Origin of the sequence: Nordella sp. HKS 07 (assembly GCF_011046735.1) — a bacterium.
Taxonomy (GTDB): domain Bacteria; phylum Pseudomonadota; class Alphaproteobacteria; order Rhizobiales; family Aestuariivirgaceae; genus Taklimakanibacter.
Genome location: NZ_CP049258.1, coordinates 2,460,630 through 2,480,160, shown reverse-complemented (window position 1 = coordinate 2,480,160; position 19,531 = coordinate 2,460,630). Strand labels below are relative to the sequence as shown.

The following is a 19,531-nucleotide window of genomic DNA, read 5'->3' as shown; positions in this document are numbered from 1 at the left end:
TCGGCTGCGGCTCCGACCGCGCAGGCCTGTCGGGGCTTCGTTTTTGCCGCCGGCGCGCCCATCCTCCGGCGTTCCGGATGACCTGGGAAAGAGCAGGGATTTGCAGGCATTTGCAGGGTATTTTCGCAAAAAAATTCTTTAGGCCCAACAATATCAATGGATTAACGCCAAAGATCGGGGCGGAGCAGGGAATTTGCCGATACGAAGAACGGGGAATACTTAAATTCGACATGCTTGCCTCTCCGGCGCCGGTTCACCGACGCTGGTATCCTGCGGTCCAGCCCACGAATACAAGGGCAATGAGGCAGCCGGACTGCGGATATGCCGACTGCCATCTGCCGATGGGCGGAGGCAGCGTCAGATCTCTTCCTGGACGCGCGCGCCGAGCTCTCGCTGGAATCGTACGTGGACAGGTTGCGGCGCGCCTCCGGCTTCGGCTATATGTCGCCCACTCTTCAGATGCACCCGTAGCTCAGCTGGATAGAGTGCTGCCCTCCGAAGGCAGAGGTCACAGGTTCGAATCCTGTCGGGTGCGCCATTTTCATCGGGGTCTATACCGGAGACATGGGTCACGGATTATTCCGGAGACATAGGTAACACCTTTGGGCCGAATGGGTTCTCCAGTGGTTCTATCCGGCATTCCGTATCATCGAAGTATCCGAGATCATAGTCGATGAAGGTGACGAGCCAGATGCGCCCTGTGGCCTGCTTGATGCCAATCTTCTGGTCGGCAAAGACTTCGCTGAGAATTGCGGTGTATGGACGTCCGCATAGCGCCTGGCAGCTCCATAATCTTGGGAGCTCCTGGCAAAGCTCAGATATCCCGTCGCCGCCGAAAAGCGTAACCTATTCTCCGGCATCACCTGTTACCTATGTCCCGAGTAGGACAGAAACGATAAGTGAACCAGCGAACAGCTTTTGCTCGCTGACGCGATGACAAGCGGTATTTTGGCGGGATCATCATCTTTGGCAGCAAGAGCCGTTGAAGGTCGATGTGATGGAGCATTACGCCAATTTTGCAGGAGCAGTAATCCGCTTTGCTCCCCTGCCTCCTCGACCGCATAATTCCCAAATCTCGTTCATGTCGACTCCATCGCTGATTGCTGTTTTCATTTTTGCGAGCGCGTTGTCGGAGAACCGATCGAACTTTGACTTTCCAAACTCAAATGTGTGCCTGCAGTTTGGATCATTATCGATCCCAAGATGCCGGCGAAGCGCAAGCGACTTCGGGGCACTCAGTTTCGTCGACTCCGCGAGCATTTGGGCACTCAAGTAATACTTCTTCTGCAGATCGACTTGTCGAACAGCCGCCGCACCCTCAGGATCATCGCCACCAACAAACCTTACTGGAGCACCCTGCTTCTTTGAGAAGTGAACGGTGAGAGTCGGCCCTCCACCACTGATCGCACTATCAATCGTATTCAAGCGAGGGAACACTTTGCCAAGTTCAATCCGGTTCTTTATTGCTCGTTCGATACGACTTATGTCCTTTTCCGAAATCTTCACCTCCTCCGCAACAAGCGCTTCCATGGCAAGCAGAGATCGAATGCGTGCGCGGGCTTCGTCGCGCTTGCGATTACCAGGCTTGAGCAATTTTGAAACCAATTGAAATTCGCGGTCTACCAAGTATTCAAAATCGCCAGACGGCATAGTGGAAACCGGCAACACTCTCTGCGGGATTCGCGAATTAAGATCGAAATCAAGAGCGCGTTTCAGATAGGAATCAAAGGCCGTAATTACTGCCCGTGAGTGCATATAAAGAAGGTCTTCTTCGACTATCACAATCCAATGCTGCTCTGCGTCTCTTAGTGCATCAATTGCGCGCATTGTTCCTGCCTCAGATTCGGTCAGCCCGTGATCCTGACGACAGAGATGAAGACATCTATCGAATCCTATGCTCATGCCGCTCGCTTTGTCGAACACTTTGACCCGATGTTGCACCAAGACGGCTTTCAATAGCATCTCGCAAGCATGCTGTAGGTGCAATAGGACCGAGCATATACGGCCCTCATCTTCATAAGAATTAAAGGTGGTCATAGCCATGCGAAGGGATGAGATGGCCTTATTGCTGAGCGTCCGAGTATCTCGAATTAATCGCATTCACTACTCCCTTACAAAAGCGGCCTCGAGCCGACTTCAATCATTCCGTGACTCCCTGCGGGGTGTGCGAGCATAGCTGGCTATGATCGATACTGTGTCTCCTGCGGTCCGCAGCCATATTATGGCTTCTATTCGGGATCGCGACACTCGCCCGGAAATTGCAGTTAGGCGACGCCTGCACGCAATGGGTTTTCGCTATTTGCTCCATAACAATTGTTTCCCCGGGCGCCCTTATTTAGTCATGCCAAAGTTTATGGCTGTGATATGGATTCACGGATGCTACTGGAATGGTCATGATTGCGCAGCAGCGAGGCTGCCGTCATCAAACGAGTCGTACTGGCATCCGAAGATTGCGCGAACCAAGGAGCGAGAAAATAGAATACTCAAGCCATAGCCGCACTTGGCTGGCGCAGTCTCGTAATTTGGGAGTATTGCCTTCGTGGCAAGAATGCACCAAGCATCTATCATATCCTGCAAGACACCGCCATTTGGTTACGGGAGTTAGGGTACTCAACAGAGTTTACAGGTGCTTCAGTTTCCAAACGAGTGCGCTAACGTATCGGTTCAATATTAACAAGACACCGACCCGATCGGCTGACTTTGTCAGCGGTGCTTCGATTTCGCGACGATGTTCCTCAGCCTCCACTTGTGACGCCAGGGCGGCTTTCATCCGAAAAGGGACGACACTCCCAGCTTCGACAGCTCGGTGTGAGTCGGTGTCATTGTCGTCCTGGTCGGGATGCGCTTGTCGGCGGGAACATAGCGGCCGTGGCCCGCAGACCCGCAGAACGACTGGTATTCCGCAATGACTTCCCCCGCAACAGGGTGATCGCCGGCCAGCCCATTATGCCCATCCCCTGACAGGGGGTATAATCGACCGCGTGATGAAGACCGCCATTGTCGATCGTCGTCTCATACTGGTCGTCCCAGATGCAGATATCGGCATCGGACCCGACCGCGATGGTGCCCTTGCGCGGATAGAGGCCGTAAATCTTGGCCGCATTGGTGAATTGAGCGCCACGAAGCGGTTGATGTCGATCCGCCCCGTGGAAACGCCTTCCGAGAACAGGATAGGGGAGCGTGTCTCGATGCCCGGCACGCCGCTCGAGATGCGGTTGAACGGCACGTCGCCGCCATGCGGGAATTTGCCGGATTTGTCGAAGCGGTAGGGGCTGTGATCGGAGGAGAAAACATTGAAGAAGCCGTCCTCGAGCCCCTGCCAGATGGCGGCGTCGCTGCCGGGCCAGCGGGGCGGCGGACTGCACAGCGCCTTGGCACCCTCGAGGCCCGGCCTGTCGAGATCGGTCGAATCGAGTGCGATATATTGCGGGCAGGTCTCGGCGTAGACGGTAACGCCCCGGCGCCGCGCGGCCGCGATAGCCACAACATGTTCTGCGGACTCGTGACGCACGCATTGTCGAATAACAAACCTGCGCCCTGCAGCAAGCTGAGTCCGGCATCACGTGTTGAATCCTTACTAACCGTATGAGAGATAAGTAAACGAATTTACCCTGGGTGAATAATGGCCAAGACGGATGCCGCCATTCTGAATTACTGGCGCTCGGCAGTCGCCGATAGCGCGATCGGAGATGCCTGCCTGAACGGCAAGATGCTCAAGGAGTTTCACAGCCTGTCCCGTGAGGAAGTCGAGACCGGTATTCTTAGACAAGAGGCCGTCGATTTTCTCTTTGACAAGGTGCGGGAGCATGTGTGGCGTATCGCGGTCAGCTACCGTCCGCTCCATGTTCGACGGCAGAGCCGGCATAGCCAATCGCGTCGTGACGGCCTTCCGCTCGAAGTCACCCCGGTCGTGACCGAAGCACAGGTCACGCGCGAGGGCCGAATCCTGCCCAGTCACAGCGTAATTGCACGAGACATCCTCGATCCGCTCGCGCGCGGCGCCTTCTCCATCGGCCGCGCCGCGGATCTCGACAGCTTTCTGACGGCCCAGCCCTTTTCGGTCAAAGAAGAAGACCCGGATCTTTGGCAACGCCATGAGGACCATTGGCGGAAATTGATGGATGAAGTCGGCGGCAACTGGCCAGCCTCGGACCCAGAATACCAAATCGTCGGCCACGGGCTAATTCGATCTGCGACCGAGGCGGCAGAGACGGTGAAACAGATCCTCGCCCTGAGCGATACCTTGATCCACGAACAGCCGGAGAGCCCGCTTCTGGCGAATTTCGCACGCAGGGCTCCGTGCAACATCGAACCCGGGCGCCAAGCCCCCTTCCCATTGGCGGAGCGCCTCGGTCATTCCAACGATGAATTCCCCGTCGCCGATCGTCAGCGCGAAGTCCTTGCACATCTGGCTGCGGCGCGTGACGGCGAGATTCTTGCTGTGAACGGTCCACCCGGCACCGGCAAGACGACGATGCTCCTGTCGGCGATCGCCGGGCTATGGGTGCGTGCCGCGTTAGAGCAGGCCAATCCACCGTTGATCGTCGCGGCATCCACCAACAATCAGGCCGTCACGAATATCATCGACGCCTTCGGAAAGGACTTCGGGCAAGGTGAAGGCCCCTTTGCGGGGCGCTGGCTGCCGGAGATCAAAAGCTTCGGCTTGTTCCTCGCCGCAGTCAGCAAAGAGGCGGATGCTTCGACGAAATACCAGACCGAACGCTTTTTCCAGAAACTCGAAACACCGGAATATCTGAGCCACGCACGTGCGACCTATCTGGAGGCTGCTCGGAGAGCTTTCCCGGACCTGACGCAGACGAATGTGGCAGCGGTTGTTGCTGAACTGCATCAGCATCTGCAAGAGGAAAGCGGATTGCTCAAGCGGGCCGATGAGGTTCACGCAAGATGCCGCGAGGCGGAAAATGCTGTCCGGCGGATTCTGGGGGATAATCCGGAAGCCGCGTTTGCCAGATGCCGCGACGCGATGGAGCGCAACACAGCCGAAAAGGCCGAAGTCGACGCACTTCTGCACAAATGGGAAGATTGGCTTGCGGCTGAGCCGATGCTGTATTCGCTATTCGGTTTCCTGCCGCCGGTGGCACGCAAGCGAGTCCTGCGGGCGCGAGTGTTTCTGCGCGACGCGGGTGCACCTAATGCGCTTTCGGTAGCCGAACGTGTCGGGGCAATCGACGACCGACTGAAGAAGCATTCGCGCGATACCGCGGAGCGGGTAAAAGAGGCTACGGAAGCCTATAACCAGGCCGAACGAGCCGTTGCCGAGCAAAAGGCACGGGAAGAGGAATGGCGCACGCTGGCCAGGACGCTGCTCGCGAACGCAGAGGATGGCACCGATCTGCTGGAGTTCGACCGCGCGGCCGATCGTTTCGTGCGATTCCGTCTCTTCTTACTCGCCACCCATTACTGGGAAGGCCGCTGGCTGCTGGCAATGGAGAAGGCGTTGCCGGCACTCCACCGGGTGCAGCAAAGCGGCCGCGGCGGCAACGATCGCAGCATGGTCGTGCCGATGTGGTCCCGCCGGATGATGCTGACGCCGTGTGCCGTATCTACCTTTGCGACCCTCCCGAGGAAAATGACTTGCCGTGACAACGCTTCGGGCAGCTATCGCACGGAATACCTGTTCAATCACATCGATCTTCTGATCGTGGACGAGGCCGGCCAGGTGCTGCCGGAAGTCGCGGGACCATCCTTCGCTCTGGCAAAACGGGCATTGGTGATCGGGGATATCCAGCAGATCGAACCTATCTCCGTGCTGACCGCCGCCGTCGACACCGGCAACTTGATCGAGGCGGGGCTTCTGCCCCCCGAAGGAGGACGAGAAGCTTTACAGGCGCTTAGTATGGTCGGTCTTACATCGCGCAGCGGAAGCACGATGCGGCTCGCGCAGTCAGCCTGCCGCTTCTATCCCCATCCAGAGCTGGAACGGGGCCTCTATCTCTTCGAGCACCGGCGCTGCCGTGACGAAATCATCGGCTTCTGCAACGACCTTTGCTACAAGGGAACACTGCAACCCATGCGCGGCCCGGTCAAGGATGGCGGGTTACGTCCGATGGGCTATCTTCATGTCAACGGCATGGCGATGTCAGCGGGCGGCAGCCGATTCAATTCGCTCGAGGCGCAAACCATCGCTGCCTGGCTCGCCGCCAATGCCGACGAGCTGAAGGCGCACTATGGCAAGCGTCTGGAAGACATCGTCGGAATCGTCACGCCCTTCGGCCGTCAAGTCCGCGAAATCCGCAATGCCTGTGCCGCCCAAGGCATCGACATCGGCCGACACGGCATGACCATCGGCACCGTTCATGCGCTGCAGGGCGCCGAGCGTGATGTGGTCATCTTTTCGCCGGTCTATTCGAAGCATGCCGATGGCGGTTTTATCGACCTCTCTCCCAGCATGCTCAACGTGGCAGTCTCGCGCGCGAAAGACGCCTTTCTCGTCTTTGGAGACATGGATACGCTGGCTTCCGCACCGCCAGGCAGCCCGCGATCCGTCCTCGCGCGCTTCCTCTGGAAGGATAGTGCGAACGAGATTGCTTTCGAGGTGCCATCACGAACTGATCTGGCCCCGGGGAAACGAGCGATCGAAACCCTGCGCGACGCGGCCCAGCATGACGCCTTCTTGCTGAAGGAACTCGCGAGCGTCCAGCGCAGGCTTTGCATCGTCTCACCCTGGATCAACATCGCGACCATGGAACAGATGGGCTTCACTGCCGCCATCACCGCAGCTCACAAACGCGGCGTCGAGGTGGAGATCTACGCCGATCCCCATTTGACCCGCGCCCGAAGCAAACCAGGACAGGATATTTTCGCAGAAGCCAAAGAAACATTGGCTGGGATCGGCGTGAAGGTCCATGCAGTCGAACAGCTTCACAGCAAGATGGTATGGGCGGACGACACGTTGCTTTCGGTCGGCTCGTTCAATTGGTTCAGCGCCCACCGAACTGGCGAATTTGCCCGTCACGAAACCTCGGTTGTCTATCGTGGCAAGCATTTGGGGCCTGAAATCCAGGTCCTCGAAGACAGCATCAAAGCCCGCACTCTATCCTGCTATTAAAGCGACGGATTTGCTCTTACCGTGAGTGCGGTCTGGCAGATCCAGGTAGAAGCACACGGCATCTGTTCAAGAACTGGCGCCGGTAAGTTCGTATCCGCGGGTCACATTATTCCGATCTTCCGTCACGGCCGGCATAGCCTTGCGAGGCGACTGTCCATAAATCGGCTCGGCACCAAAAGACTTGAAGGCAAAACACGAGATTTCTTGAAACGTGGCTGACTTCGCTCGCGATCATATTTCGGGGCTCAACACCGCGTTCCCCTACTATGCCACTAGAGACATCGGGGCGCGTCGCATCGCCGGACATTTGCTGGGCGGCAGCACTGGTTGATGTGCTGATCGGAGTGCGTGTCTGGGCGATCGTCCGATATGGATTTACACGTCAGCCTTACCACGGCCAAATGTCAGGAGTTATCAGCGGATTGTGGGGATGATGATTTTCGCTGCCCTGAGCGCTGTCGGAAGCCCGACCTTCCGCCGGCGGAGCGTCCGCTCACCACCGGACGCGGAACCCTGCAGTACCATTCAACGCGTAGCTATCGCCGAAACTCTCCAGGCTGGTGTCGACCCAGACTTCGCCATAGATGGAGTATTTGTCGTCGTCCCAATTGTGGGTACCGCCAAGCCCCAGCCCGCCCCACAGCCGCTCGGGGCGGGACTCGACCGCCAAGCCGGCCACGTCCACCTCCGTGCCGTCAAGAAACTCGTAATAGAGATTGGCGATGCCATAGGCATGGTTGCGCCGTGTCTTGCCGTCATCGTCCTTCCAGCTCTGCTCCCAGTCGGCCGAGAGGCCGAGGCGGCCGCGCAGGCTGTCGCCATTCTCAAGTGAAACCTCGGTGCCGAACGCATCGGTGAAGCTATCGAAGTCGACCTGCGAATAGATGAGCTGCGCCTGCGGGGTCAGAGCCCAGTCCCCGTCGAGGTCCACTGTCTGGCCAGCCTCGAGGGAGAGCGCATAGCCGAAGCCGTCATTACCGTCGACTTCCGGGTCGAGGCTGTCGGAGGAAAGATCGCTGTCGAACCAGGTCAGCGCGGCCTGGGCATCGACATAAAAGCCGCTGGTGTCGAGCCAGGTCAGCGTGCCGCCGAAACCATAGCCGTCGCTGGTGATGTCGCCATCGCCGACGGGCGAGTTCACGTCGCTCTTCGCCTGGCCGTAATGCGCGGTGATGCCGCCGATCAGCTTGCTACCATCATCGGCCTCGTGCAGCAGGCCGTCGAAACCGGCCTGAAGCTTCCAGAGGTTGGTGTCATAGTCCGTATCCGTGGTGGTGAGGCCGGGTTCGATATGGCTGTGCGTGCCCTCGATGCGGCCCCAGATCGCCCCACCCTCGATAACGGTCTGACCATCGGCATAATATTTTGCCTCGTCGTCGGTGACGGGGCATTTGAAGTCCTGCGCGGGATCCTTGCAGAACACCGTCTCCGGCGGCCGCGCCCACTGACGGTTGCCGACGCGCTGCTGCATCGTCGGCAGGCCGTTCAGCGCCAGCAGGTTCTGCGGATAAGCCTCATACACCGGAACAGCGGGCTGAACGGTGGGCTCGAGCCCTAGCGAGCGCAGATACCAGTTGCCGTCGGCGCTGTCGGCGCCGACGCCATTTTGGAACAGCGAATAGGCAAAGGCCCCAACCACTATTGCCGGCTGGCCGTTCGAGGCCGTGAAATCACCCTTCAGCACAAAGACGCCTGGTGCCGAGGCGGCCTTGTTGCGCACCTCCACAAGTTCGATGCCATTGCCCGGGGTCAGAGCTCCGCTACCGCCGACATTGGTTACCGAGATGACCGTCGCACCTGTGCCCAGCTGGGTACCATCGACGATCAGCATGTCCGAGAAGGAATTGGTCTGACCCCCGAGTGGTATGCCGTCTTTGAACACAGCATTGAGCAACAACTGGCCGCCATTGGACACATACAGGCCGCTACCCCCTGCACCGCCGGCGGTCGCGTTGGCGGTTATGACCAGTGTATTGCCCACGGCCGGACCCCGCAGGTCCACGATGCCGGCATTGTCGAACTCCTCAAGATTGACCAATTGGCCCTGAACGACGCCCGCGCGGTTGAGGTCGTAGAAACTTGCCTCCAGCGGACGGCTGGGGATGCCGGTGGTCGGAACGTAGTATCCGGTCGCGTCCGTCGTTGTCTCCCCGGTAACCGGCAACAGCCGCACGACGCCATTGGCCGCATTGAGGAACAGGTCGTTGCCGGCGCCGAAATCGGAGATAGCCACGGCTTTGGTATCGCCACTACCGTCACCGTTTGTGTCGGCGAAGTTGCGGATATCGAAGGAATTCGGGGTCAGGTTTTGGAATGTATCGTTGCCGGCACCGAGCGTGACATAGCCGGTGATGGTGCCGTTGTTGACGATGTTAATGTCGCCTGTAAATCCAGCCCGATACGGGTCAACCGACGCAACGGCGCGATCGGACAATGCCCCGACACTGCCATTGTTCGTCAGCGTGGCGGTGCCGCCGGCCGCGCCCAGCATGACGCCAGCGGCCGGCATGCCGAAGTCAGGGCTCGGTCCTGCACCGGTCGCCGATGGCTGCCAGCCGCCCATCACCGAGCCGCCCGCCGCGATGTTGACGGACGTTGATGTGCCGGTGGCCTGGATGCCGGCGCTGAACTCGCCGCTGGTGGTGATTTGAGTCGCATTGACTTCAACGGGGAGGTTCGTCGAGCTGGCCCAGATGCCATGGGATTCAGCCCCACTGGTGGAGATCGCGGCGGTGGCGCTGACCGTGACCGCGCCCGAGGGCGTTCCAGCAAACACCGGGACGGTTCCGAACTCGGGATCGATCGCGAATCGTGCAATCTGGCTATTGCTCTCGGCGAAAATACCCATGGCGACAGAGCCGCTCGTCGTGATGGGACCAGTGGAGGTCACATCGATGCCGCCGCCGCCGGACAGAGCCACGATACCGATGCCGTTCCCACCCTGTGTCGTAATGCCTGGGCCTGTGTACTCCACAATTATTGGCGCATCGAGAGCGCTAAAGGCCCGAATACCATTCGGTCTGTTGAGGGGATCGCTGGCGTCCGCCGGTCCGATGCTCGTAATTCTCGAAGCCACGATCGCGGTTACCGCTCGATTGTTCGCCGCGGTGGCCGAGCCTGCGAAGACATAGACGCCGGGGCCTCCACGAACCGGGCCGCTTGTGTTGATGACCGTGCCGTCATCGGTGATGGCCGTCGCCGATCCGTCGCCGCCAGCCCAGGCGAGGATGCCGCGGGGCGCGTTTCCAACGCTCATGTCGATCGTGCCACTATGGTAAAGTACGGTTGCGTTGCCAAATCCTTCGGTTCCGGTCGGGAAGGGGTCACCGTCATGAGCGAGCAGGCCGTAGCGCCCGTCGACGATCGTGACATTGCCGGAAGCTTCGAGGATGGCGTCGCCATTACCACGGTTGTCCACCTGAATGCCGCCCGATTCAATTCCGCTCGAGCTCAGGCCCGGGCCGCTCCAGACTACGCTCGCGAGATGAGGGGTTCCGGCAGTGTTTGGCATTGCGAATGCCAATATCGCCCAGTCGCTGGCGGTGCCGTTCACATCAATCGTGGTGTTCGTTGCGTTAATAACGGCGTCACCACTGGACTGTATTCGCAGTCCGGTCTGGTTATTGCCACCGGGATTGGCTGTATTGGTGATGACAACGCCGTCTGCAATTATGGAGATGTTGGCGCTGGCCGAAGTCGTGTTCGTCCAGTTGGCGGCGTTGACGGCATTAATGCCCGGTGCGGGAATGACGACGTTGACGCCCGGTTGAAGCGTGATGTTGATGGGACCGCCGCCGTTGCCGGTATCGACGTCAATGCCGCCGGCATAAGGGTTGCCGCCCTGTGTGCAGATGGTGTTATCGGCAGGGCCCGCGCACTGCGCTTGCGCCGATTCCGGAGCAAATATAAAGGAAAACACAAGGGTAGAGGCCGCGACAAGCACAGATGTTCCGGCCTTGATCAATCGGCCCTTCACTGTGCTCCTTCGGCCGCGCGGCAGCTCCAGGAATTCAAGTAATACAGACAAAATACAACCGTGTCGCGAATGCGCGCACGTAGAGGTGTTCTTCGTTTGAACCTCGAATAGGCGCATACGCGTCCTTCCCCAAGGACGTGCGAACCAGACCTAGCTAAGTGGCTGCCGTAGAACCCCTTCCGTAGATGTTCCATGTTCTACCAAAAAGCCCCAACCGTCAATTTCATTGGCCGGCTATATGCAATTTTGCGTTGCATAGTGATTTATTGGCAACACTTGACTCTCTAGAGCGTTCTGATTCGAGCAGGGAAAGGCAAGCTCTCTTCGGACCAGCCCGAGCGGATGTGATTTGGGCACTCCCCCTCATGTGGTATCGTCAAGTGATCCTTGGATTGGCCAGTTCAAATTCACAGCTCCTTTGACGGCCATGATCTGGACTCGACCTCCAAGGCCTGTCTTTGCGATCTGGGTGTGCAGATGGGAAATCGGAAAGCATTGAACCGCCATAGGCTGCCCCCAGACCAGCCCCCCGATCTCGCGCAAATTTACGATACAATTCCCATCGGTCTCGCTTTTCTTTCGCCCGACTGTCGCTACCTCCAGATCAACCAGCGCATGACCGAAATCTGCGGCATTCCGGTCGCCGACCATCTGGGTCGATCCGTAAGAGAGACCTTGCCCCGGCTTGCAGAGCAAGTTGAGAGCATCGTGCAATCGGTCATTGCCACGGGCGAACCGATCACGGGTATCGAGGTCAGTGGCGAGAGGCCCGATGAAACGGGTACCGACCGCTTTTGGACGACCAGTTGGCAGCCACTGAAAGCCGGCGATGGCACGATCATCGGTGTCAACGTGGCGGCAGAGGAAATCACTCATCGGAAACGAACGCAAGCCGCACTGGCGTTCGCCAATATCTCCCGGCAAACCACGATGGATGCGATGACAGCGTCAATCGCCCACGAGATCAATCAACCCCTGGCCGCCGTTGTGACCAACGCAACGGCTGGATTGCGTTGGCTGGCGCACTCGCCGCCCAACCTGGACGAGGCGAAGATGTGCCTTGAACGCGTCGTCAATGACGGGCACCGGGCCAGCGCGATTGTCGCCAGTGTCCGTGGCCTCTTCGGAAAGAACACGTCCGAAAGAGTAAGAGTTGACCCGAATGAAATCATTCGTGAGGTTCTCTCGCATGTCCACGGCGACATTACGAACGGCAATGTGGCGCTGCAAACCGCGCTCGCAAAGAAGCTGCCCCAGGTCCTCGCCGATCGAATACAGTTGCAGCAGGTTCTCTCGAACCTGGTCTTGAATGCGCTGGAGGCGATGAGTGAGGTTGCCGATCGCGAACGAACCTTGATTGTGAAATCGGATCGGCAAGAGCCAGACGCGGTTCTTCTGACATTGGAGGATACGGGTCCCGGAATTGATCCCGCTTATCTGGACCGTATTTTTGACCCGTTTTTCACGACCAAGGCAAAGGGGATGGGGATGGGACTGGCGATCTGCCGCTCGATTATCAAGACGCATGGCGGAGATCTTTGGGCATCGTCAAAAGCTTCTGCAGGGACAATCCTGCATCTGACGCTGCCCATCGCTTGATTATCTAGATTTCCATCCTCGCCGTGGGGCATTACTTCGTGCGCGGCAGGTCTTCATCGCAAAGCAAGTCGAGTACCGACCGGACAAGATCTCGACCTCAATCGATCCGCGCGAGCACCTCTTCGAGCTTCGTCACGAATTGCGGCCAGCCCATGCGGGCGCCGTGGTAGAAATGCGGCCGATCCGGCGCGAAGCCCGACTGCTCCATCCGCAAAAGCGTGCCGGTTGGCGTGGCGGTGAGGCGCCAGGTCACGGTGCTCCGCAGTCCATTGCCTGACTCGTCACCCACCGAATTCCACGTATAGGTCAGCACCTTGTGGGGCTCGACGGCGGTGACCTCGCACGCGAAGACAAAGCTTCTGTCGGGCTGCGGGTCGATCTTCACGGTGAAGCGATGCCCTGTCACGGCATTGAAGTCCGTCTTCGCCAGCCATTCCGCGATGAGATGCGGCTCTGTCAGCGCGCGCCAGATCTTCTCGGGCGGATAAGGCAGCTCGCGCTCGACAATAACGGCGCGCGTGCCGGTCGATGTGTCATTCATGGGTCGTTTTGAGCTCCGCTTCGTCTCTCACATGCGCTCGCCCGGCAGCGCGGCTGCCTGCTTCACCCAGTCCATGAACAACGCCTCGTCGATCTCGTCGTTCTCATAGATATCGAGATAACGCACGTCCTTCTGCTTGGACGGGCCGGGCGGTTGCGGGTTGAAATGCGCGCCGCGAAAGAAGGCGACCTTCACATATTTCGTCATGCAATGAAGCCCCAGAAACCACACACCCTGCTCCGTGCCGTAGAAGGGCGAATTCCATTTGACCGCCTTCTCGACCGCAGGCACGGCCTTGACGATGAGCCTGTCGAGTCTTCTGCCGACGTCGCTTTTCCATCCCGGCATTGCTGCGATGTACTGTTGCACTGGCGCGTCGCCATAGGCCTTGGCGATCTGCGGGTTGCCACCCGAGAGCAGGACGACGCCGTCAGCCGATTTTTTCAGCGGTGCTTTGCCCGGCTTGCTCTTCGCGCCGGCAGTCTTCTTCTGCGTCATGCTCAAACCTCGCTCGGTTTGGGCCGCTGGCCTTGCGTCTTCCGGACATAGGGCAGGAAGAACATGTAAAGGCCGGTGATCATCATGACCAGAAGCGGTGGCAGCGGCAGCATGTAAAGCCATTCCATTGTCTGGCCTGTCGCCACCGCGATGACATTGGCGATCACCGTCACCGTGAAGATAAGGGACAGCCAGCGATGCCCCTGCCTGATGAGCTTGTTCCAGTTCATTTATCCATCCTTTTCAGAAGGCTTTCGAGATCGTCGAAGCGGTTCTCCCAGAAACCGCCCATCTCCCTGGCCCAGTCGACCAGGGGGCAAAGCGCCTCGACCTTGGCACTGTAATAAGTGAGGCGGCCTTCCGGGCGGTCGCGCGCCAAGCCTGCCTGCTTCAGCACCCCGAGATGTTTCGAGACGACAGGCTGGGAAATGCCTGCCCGGGCGGTGAGCGCGCCGACCGTCAGTTCCCCCTCGCGGCACAGCCTTTCGAACAGGGTCCGGCGGGTCGGATCGGCAAGGGCGCGAAAAAGCAGGTCCTGAGGGGTCAAGTCGAATTCATACCTGGCTGGCTATCGATCGAACGTATAGCCAGAGAGGTATGAATGGGTCAAGCGCCAAGCGGCTTGAAATAAACTACACCATATGGTGTAATATATCCATGGATCATCTGAGCGACGTCCTCACCGCCATTTCGCATCCGACGCGACGCGCCATCATCGGGCAGCTGGCGAAGGGGCCGGCCCGCTTCTCGGATGTCGCCGCCCCCTTCGACACCGCGCTGAACGCGGTGACGAAACATCTGAAGCTGCTCGAGAGAGCGGGACTGATCGAACGCCGGAAACAGGGCCGCGAAGTCTTCATATCGTTTCGACCCGAACCGCTGCGCGAGGTGGCGGGATGGGTGAAGGACTATGAGCGCTTCTGGACCCAGCACCTCGACCGCTTCGAGCGATATTTCGCGGACAAAAACGAGAAGAAGGCCAAGGGAAAATGACGATCGTCCCGGCCAGGACTGTCGAGATCAGGATCGAGCGCACGATACCGGCGCCGCGGAACGAGGTCTTCGATGCGTGGCTCGATCCGAATATCCCAGGCTCTCCCTGGCATGAGCATGAAGAGCTGATCGTCACGGCGAAGGCGGGCGGGCTCTGGTACTGGCGATCGCTGGGCGGCACGCCGCATTATGGACGCTTCATCGAAATCTTGGCGCCGGCGCGCCTTCGGCATTCCTGGATGTCGCCCAACACCTTGGGGCTGGAGACGATGGTCACGGTGACGTTCCAGAGCAGAGGAGACGGCACGCTTTTGACTCTCCTGCATTCGGGCCTGCCGGCCGACGAGCCGGCGCGGGCCCATGAGAAGGGGTGGAACGCCATCTTCGGCAGATTCGGCAACATCTTCACCGGCGCGGCTGACAAGGGAGGGTGCACACCATGACCGACACGATGCAAGACGACGTGATCAGGCTCTGGCCCGACGGCCCGCCGACGACGCTCGAAGGCGTCGGCCCCGAGATCGACTATCGGGGACCGGTGGGCGTTACGGCGGATACGGTGCTGCTGCGCAATGTGTCAGATCCGACGCTCAGCGTGTTCCGGCCGCAGACGCCGAACGGTGTCGGCGTGATCGTCTGCCCTGGGGGCGGCTGGCGCATCCTGACCTGGCAGCATGAAGGAACGGATATCGCGCGCTGGCTGATCACACAGGGCTACACCGTCTTCCTCCTGAAATACCGTGTGAGCGCAACGCCCGCGGCGCCGGCGGAATTCGACGCTTATATGAAGAAGCTGTATGCGCAGATGGATCTGACGCGGGAGGCGCGCCATGCGCCGCGGACCATCAGCGACCTCTTTCCCGCTTCCACCGGCAAGGCCCGCCAAGCGGCGGCCGATGACGGGCGCCGGGCGCTCGCCATCGCGCGCCAACGGGCGACGGAATGGGGCGTCGATCTGAACAAGATCGGCATGATCGGCTTCTCCATCGGCGCCTGCCTCGCGGTCGATGTTGCCATCGATCCCGGCGCGGCGCCGCTCGCTTTCGTGGCACCCATCTATGGCGGCGACAGCGGACGCCCGGTCCCTGAGGATGCGCCGCCGCTATTCGCGGTGGTGGCGCAGGACGATCTCCTGGTCTGCCGGCTCGTCGAAACCCTCTATGCCGACTGGACCGATGCCGAGCGTTCCGCCGAACTGCATGTCTTCCGTCGTGGCGGTCACAGTTTCGGTCTGGCGAAGCAGGACCTGCCGTCCGACCGGTGGGCCGATCTGTTCCAGGACTGGCTTGCGGATCTCGGCTTGGCGTAACGGTGCCGGTCCGCGATTGGTTTTGATCGGTTTCCACCCCTTGCGATGCATCCCTGCCCTTCGCGTGAAGCCCTTGCGGATCGATTGCCTGGGGCCCACCTAAGCGCACCAAACGCTTCAGAAACGGGCTCCCCATGAAGAAAATCGGATTCCTCTCCTTCGGACATTGGACGCCCTCGTCCCATTCGCAGACGCGCTCGGCGGCGGATACGCTGCTGCAGTCCATCGACCTCGCGGTCGCGGCGGAGGAGCTCGGCGCCGACGGGGCCTATTTCCGCGTCCATCATTTCGCCCGCCAGCTCGCCTCGCCGTTTCCGCTGCTCTCAGCCATCGGCGCCCGGACGAACCGCATCGAGATCGGCACCGCGGTCATCGACATGCGCTATGAAAATCCCTTTTACATGGTCGAGGATGCGGGCTCAGCCGACTTGATCGCCGGCGGCCGCCTGCAATTGGGCCTGAGCCGCGGCTCGCCCGAGCAGGTCATCGACGGCTGGCGCTATTTCGGCTTCCGTCCGCCGGAAGGAAAGAGCGACGCCGACATGGCGCGCCAGCATACTGAAGTCTTCCTCCAACTCCTGAAGGGTGAGGGTTTCGCCGAGCCCAATCCGCGTCCCATGTTTCCCAATCCGCCGGGGTTGCTGCGCCTCGAGCCACATTCCGAGACCTTGCGGCCGCGCATCTGGTGGGGAGCGGCCACCAACGCCACCGCCGAATGGGCGGCCAAGCTCGGCATGAACCTGCAAAGCTCGACGCTTAAATTCGACGAAGGCGGCAAGCCCTTCCACATCCAGCAGGCCGAGCAGATCCGTGCCTTCCGCGCCGCCTGGAAAGCCGCCGGCCATACGCGTGAGCCGCGCGTCTCGGTCAGCCGCAGCATCTTCGCGCTGATGGACGACCGCGACCGCGCCTATTTCGGGCAGGGCAATCAGAGCGCCGAACAGATCGGCTTCATCGAAGCCGACACGCGCGCCATCTTCGGACGCAGCTATGCCGCCGAACCCGATGTGCTGGTCAAGGAGCTAGCCAAGGACGAGGCCATCGCTGAGGCCGACACGCTGCTCCTCACCGTGCCCAATCAACTCGGCGTCGACTACAATGCGCATGTCATCGAGTCGATCCTGAAGCATGTCGCGCCGGGCTTGGGCTGGCGGTGAGCTGAGCCGTTTGAGTTATGCCTGCTCGATCTCTCGTTCACCTTGAAGAACGACCCCCAGTCTTGAGTCGGGGGATGCTCGAAGGCTGTCGTCTCAACGACGACCATCGACCGGATGGCTAGGGGGAAAACTCGCTCCCTGGGCACGTCTTGGACATTTGCGAAAGCGGCGTTATGGTCTTCCCATTGTGGGCCCGCGCACCAGGCATCGCCGACGTCAGGAACGTGTCGCTTCTAGGTAGGTTCTGGAGAACGGGGATGGCGGAGAAGTCCTCCGTGATGACCTTATGCGTTACCAGGGGCGGTGCAGTTTCCGATTGCCTCGAGAAGTTCCGAATTTCGCCTGTCCTTTGAGAGAGCTGATGTGGCCGTGCATCCAGCCTGACGTCTTCGAAGGAGGAAGCCCTTGTCCACCCCCGTCATCGCCGCCGGAGCTCCCCCGGAGCCGGACATTCAGTTCATCGTGCGGCTGGAGAAGGTCGACAAGTTCTTCGGCGCTGTGCATGCGCTGCGTGGCATCGACCTCGCCATCGGGCGCAATGAAATTGTCGGCCTTATCGGCGACAATGGCGCGGGAAAATCCACCCTCATCAAGGTGATGACCGGCGTTCTGGCGCCGACATCGGGGCGCATCTTCATCCGCGACAGCGAGGTGAATCTGGCGGAATTCTCGGTCCGCATGGCGCACGACCTGTCGATCGAAACCGTCTACCAGGATCGCTCGCTGGCCGACAAACAGCCCCTGTGGCGGAATTTCTTCGTCGGCCGCCAGATCACCGACCGCTTCGGCTTCATCGACATCAAGAAGGAAAAGCGGATCGCCGAGCAGATCCTCAAGAGCACCATCGGCTTCCGCGGTGTCGGCATCACGGTCGATTCGACCGTATCTAACCTCTCCGGCGGCGAAAGACAGGGAATCGCGATCGGCCGGGCCATGCACTATAACGCCGATCTCATCGTCCTCGACGAACCCACCGCCGCCCTCGGTGTCGCCGAAGTGCGAAAGGTCATCGATTTCGTCCGCCGCATCAAGAGCTCCGGACGCGCCTGCATCTATATCGAGCACAATCTCGCCCATGTCCACGAGGTGGCCGACCGGCTTATCGTCCTCGATCGCGGCCGGATCGTCAGCGAAATATCGCCGAAGCAGATGTCGGTCATGGAGCTCACCGAATACCTCATCGAAATCCAGCACCGGCAATGACGGATCGAACGGGCAAGATGCTGCACCAGAAACCCTCGATCTTCCAGCGGGTCGAGGGCCTGCCCATCATTCTCGTCTTCGCCCTGATCCTCATATTGTTCATGTATCTGGCACCGGATGTCTTCCTGCGCCCCTTCCAGTACACGACCTTCCTGTCGACGCTCCCGCCTGTGATCCTTCTCGCGGTCGGCCTCACCTTCATCATCGGGGCCGGCGAGATCGATCTCTGCTTCCCGGCGATCCTCGGATTTTCCGGCTTTATCTTCGCCGTGATCTTCAAGGAAGGCCCGGCCGTGATCGCCAGTCACCTGGGCTTGAGCGATGCCAGCTGGCTGTCGCCCGGTCTCGCCGGAGAGATCGTCCGCATTCTCGCCGTGGTGATCGCGATCGCATCGGGCGTTTTGGTCGGCTTGATCAACGGCGTGCTTGTCGCCAAGATCGGAATCCCGTCCTTCATCGCGACGCTGGGCACCCAGTTCATCTGGTACGGCATGGCGGCGGTCCTCTCCGGCGGCAAATCCTATGCGCTGCGCGGCGCCGAGGAGAGCTCGGTGTGGCATATTCTCGTCGGCCGGCCCTTCGCCAGTTCCAGCATCGACTGGGTCCAGCAGTTGCCCATCCAGGCGCTGTGGACGGCGATCATCGTGGTGGCGATGTGGTTCATCCTCAACCGCCATCGATTTGGGGAGCACACGCTCTTCATCGGCGATTCCAACGAGGTGTCGCGCGTCGTCGGCATCGATGTGGAGCGCGAGAAGATCAAGCTCTTCACCATGATGGGCGCGCTTGCCGCCCTCGCGGCGATTTTTCTGACGCTCGAGAACAAGAACTATTTCGGCAATCAGGGCCAGGGCTATCTGCTGATCGCCATCGCCTCGGTGCTGATCGGCGGCACATCGATCTTCGGCGGCCGCGCCACCATCGTCGGCACCCTGTTCGGCTGCTTCATCATCGCCGTGGTCGAACCGGGCCTGGTCGCCACCGGCCTTACCGGCGCCTGGGTGAATACCGTGCGCGGGCTGATCTTCCTGATCGCCATCATCTTCTATCTGTTTGTCGAGGAACCTCACCGCCGCCGCGATTTTTTCGCGCGCTTCCGGAGGACACAGGGTTTCGGCCGCATACGTCCGGTCGAATGAGCGCCGCGACTTTTGTCATGGAGACGAAAGGCGACGCGGACATCGAA

17 protein-coding genes and 1 tRNA gene are annotated in these 19,531 nt (G+C 59.9%); 10 read left to right on the top strand and 8 right to left on the bottom strand.

The genetic code is table 11. From position 1 onward, the window contains the following. The first annotated feature begins 461 nt into the window (after positions 1-461). Positions 462-538 (top strand) — tRNA-Arg (locus tag G5V57_RS11635). Positions 539-1,005: 467 nt separating this feature from the next. Here G5V57_RS11635 and G5V57_RS11630 read toward each other — a convergent pair. Then, the gene (locus G5V57_RS11630) at positions 1,006-1,956 is read right to left on the bottom strand and encodes a hypothetical protein (RefSeq protein WP_206530252.1); all 951 of its coding nucleotides are present in this window, start codon (positions 1,954-1,956) and stop codon (positions 1,006-1,008) included. A 226-nt stretch (positions 1,957-2,182) separates the two neighbouring features. Here G5V57_RS11630 and G5V57_RS11625 point away from each other — a divergent pair, with 226 nt between their 5' ends. After that, the gene (locus tag G5V57_RS11625; protein ID WP_165167670.1) at positions 2,183-2,494 is read left to right on the top strand and encodes a very short patch repair endonuclease; all 312 of its coding nucleotides are present in this window, start codon (positions 2,183-2,185) and stop codon (positions 2,492-2,494) included. 325 nt (positions 2,495-2,819) lie between these two features. Here G5V57_RS11625 and G5V57_RS35190 read toward each other — a convergent pair whose 3' ends face one another. Continuing rightward, positions 2,820-3,062 (bottom strand): hypothetical protein, encoded by a 243-nt coding sequence (locus tag G5V57_RS35190; protein WP_371744815.1) that lies wholly within the window; start codon positions 3,060-3,062, stop codon positions 2,820-2,822. Further along, positions 2,945-3,484: a hypothetical protein gene (locus tag G5V57_RS11620; protein ID WP_246737595.1), complete on the bottom strand. Its 540-nt coding sequence runs from the start codon at positions 3,482-3,484 to the stop codon at positions 2,945-2,947. Before G5V57_RS11620 ends, G5V57_RS35190 begins: the two co-directional genes overlap by 118 nt. A gap of 138 nt (positions 3,485-3,622) precedes the next feature. Here G5V57_RS11620 and G5V57_RS11615 point away from each other — a divergent pair, with 138 nt between their 5' ends. Next, positions 3,623-7,069: an AAA domain-containing protein gene (locus tag G5V57_RS11615; RefSeq protein WP_165167668.1), complete on the top strand. Its 3,447-nt coding sequence runs from the start codon at positions 3,623-3,625 to the stop codon at positions 7,067-7,069. Positions 7,070-7,562: 493 nt separating this feature from the next. Here G5V57_RS11615 and G5V57_RS11610 read toward each other — a convergent pair whose 3' ends face one another. Further along, positions 7,563-11,033 carry an autotransporter outer membrane beta-barrel domain-containing protein gene (locus G5V57_RS11610; RefSeq protein ID WP_165167666.1) on the bottom strand — a complete coding sequence of 1,157 codons (3,471 nt, stop codon included), beginning with the start codon at positions 11,031-11,033 and terminating at the stop codon, positions 7,563-7,565. Between the two features lie 399 nt (positions 11,034-11,432). Here G5V57_RS11610 and G5V57_RS11605 point away from each other — a divergent pair, with 399 nt between their 5' ends. Then, the gene (locus G5V57_RS11605) at positions 11,433-12,644 is read left to right on the top strand and encodes an ATP-binding protein (protein WP_165167664.1); all 1,212 of its coding nucleotides are present in this window, start codon (positions 11,433-11,435) and stop codon (positions 12,642-12,644) included. Positions 12,645-12,741: 97 nt separating this feature from the next. On the opposite strand, the gene G5V57_RS11600 is transcribed toward G5V57_RS11605, so the two are convergent. From G5V57_RS11600 to G5V57_RS11585, 4 genes are read right to left on the bottom strand one after another with little or no spacing between them, the layout of a single operon-like run. Beyond that, positions 12,742-13,185, bottom strand: coding sequence for an SRPBCC domain-containing protein (locus G5V57_RS11600; RefSeq protein WP_165167663.1), 444 nt, complete (start codon positions 13,183-13,185; stop codon positions 12,742-12,744). A 27-nt stretch (positions 13,186-13,212) separates the two neighbouring features. Beyond that, positions 13,213-13,683 carry a DUF1801 domain-containing protein gene (locus G5V57_RS11595; RefSeq protein WP_206530358.1) on the bottom strand — a complete coding sequence of 157 codons (471 nt, stop codon included), beginning with the start codon at positions 13,681-13,683 and terminating at the stop codon, positions 13,213-13,215. Between the two features lie 2 nt (positions 13,684-13,685). Then, entirely contained in the window at positions 13,686-13,913 is a 228-nt protein-coding gene (locus tag G5V57_RS11590; RefSeq protein WP_165167660.1) for a hypothetical protein, read from the bottom strand. Next, positions 13,910-14,230, bottom strand: coding sequence for a helix-turn-helix transcriptional regulator (locus G5V57_RS11585; RefSeq protein ID WP_165167658.1), 321 nt, complete (start codon positions 14,228-14,230; stop codon positions 13,910-13,912). Before G5V57_RS11585 ends, G5V57_RS11590 begins: the two co-directional genes overlap by 4 nt. 110 nt (positions 14,231-14,340) lie before the next feature. On the opposite strand from G5V57_RS11585, the gene G5V57_RS11580 reads away from it, so the two are divergent. The 6 genes from G5V57_RS11580 to G5V57_RS11555 all read left to right on the top strand — a co-directional run bounded on the left by G5V57_RS11580 (position 14,341) and on the right by G5V57_RS11555 (position 19,484). Next, on the top strand, positions 14,341-14,676 hold the full coding sequence (locus G5V57_RS11580; protein ID WP_165167656.1) for a helix-turn-helix transcriptional regulator: 336 nt from the start codon (positions 14,341-14,343) through the stop codon (positions 14,674-14,676). Continuing rightward, positions 14,673-15,119, top strand: a complete 447-nt coding sequence (locus G5V57_RS11575) for an SRPBCC domain-containing protein (protein ID WP_165167655.1) — start codon at positions 14,673-14,675, stop codon at positions 15,117-15,119. Before G5V57_RS11580 ends, G5V57_RS11575 begins: the two co-directional genes overlap by 4 nt. Further along, entirely contained in the window at positions 15,116-15,985 is an 870-nt protein-coding gene (locus G5V57_RS11570) for an alpha/beta hydrolase (RefSeq protein WP_165167653.1), read from the top strand. Before G5V57_RS11575 ends, G5V57_RS11570 begins: the two co-directional genes overlap by 4 nt. A gap of 134 nt (positions 15,986-16,119) precedes the next feature. Further along, positions 16,120-17,142: an LLM class flavin-dependent oxidoreductase gene (locus G5V57_RS11565; RefSeq protein WP_165167652.1), complete on the top strand. Its 1,023-nt coding sequence runs from the start codon at positions 16,120-16,122 to the stop codon at positions 17,140-17,142. Between the two features lie 405 nt (positions 17,143-17,547). Then, positions 17,548-18,345, top strand: coding sequence for an ATP-binding cassette domain-containing protein (locus G5V57_RS11560; protein ID WP_206530250.1), 798 nt, complete (start codon positions 17,548-17,550; stop codon positions 18,343-18,345). Beyond that, positions 18,342-19,484, top strand: a complete 1,143-nt coding sequence (locus G5V57_RS11555) for an ABC transporter permease (protein ID WP_206530249.1) — start codon at positions 18,342-18,344, stop codon at positions 19,482-19,484. The genes G5V57_RS11560 and G5V57_RS11555 overlap by 4 nt, the downstream gene beginning before the upstream one ends. Positions 19,485-19,531 lie beyond the last annotated feature (47 nt).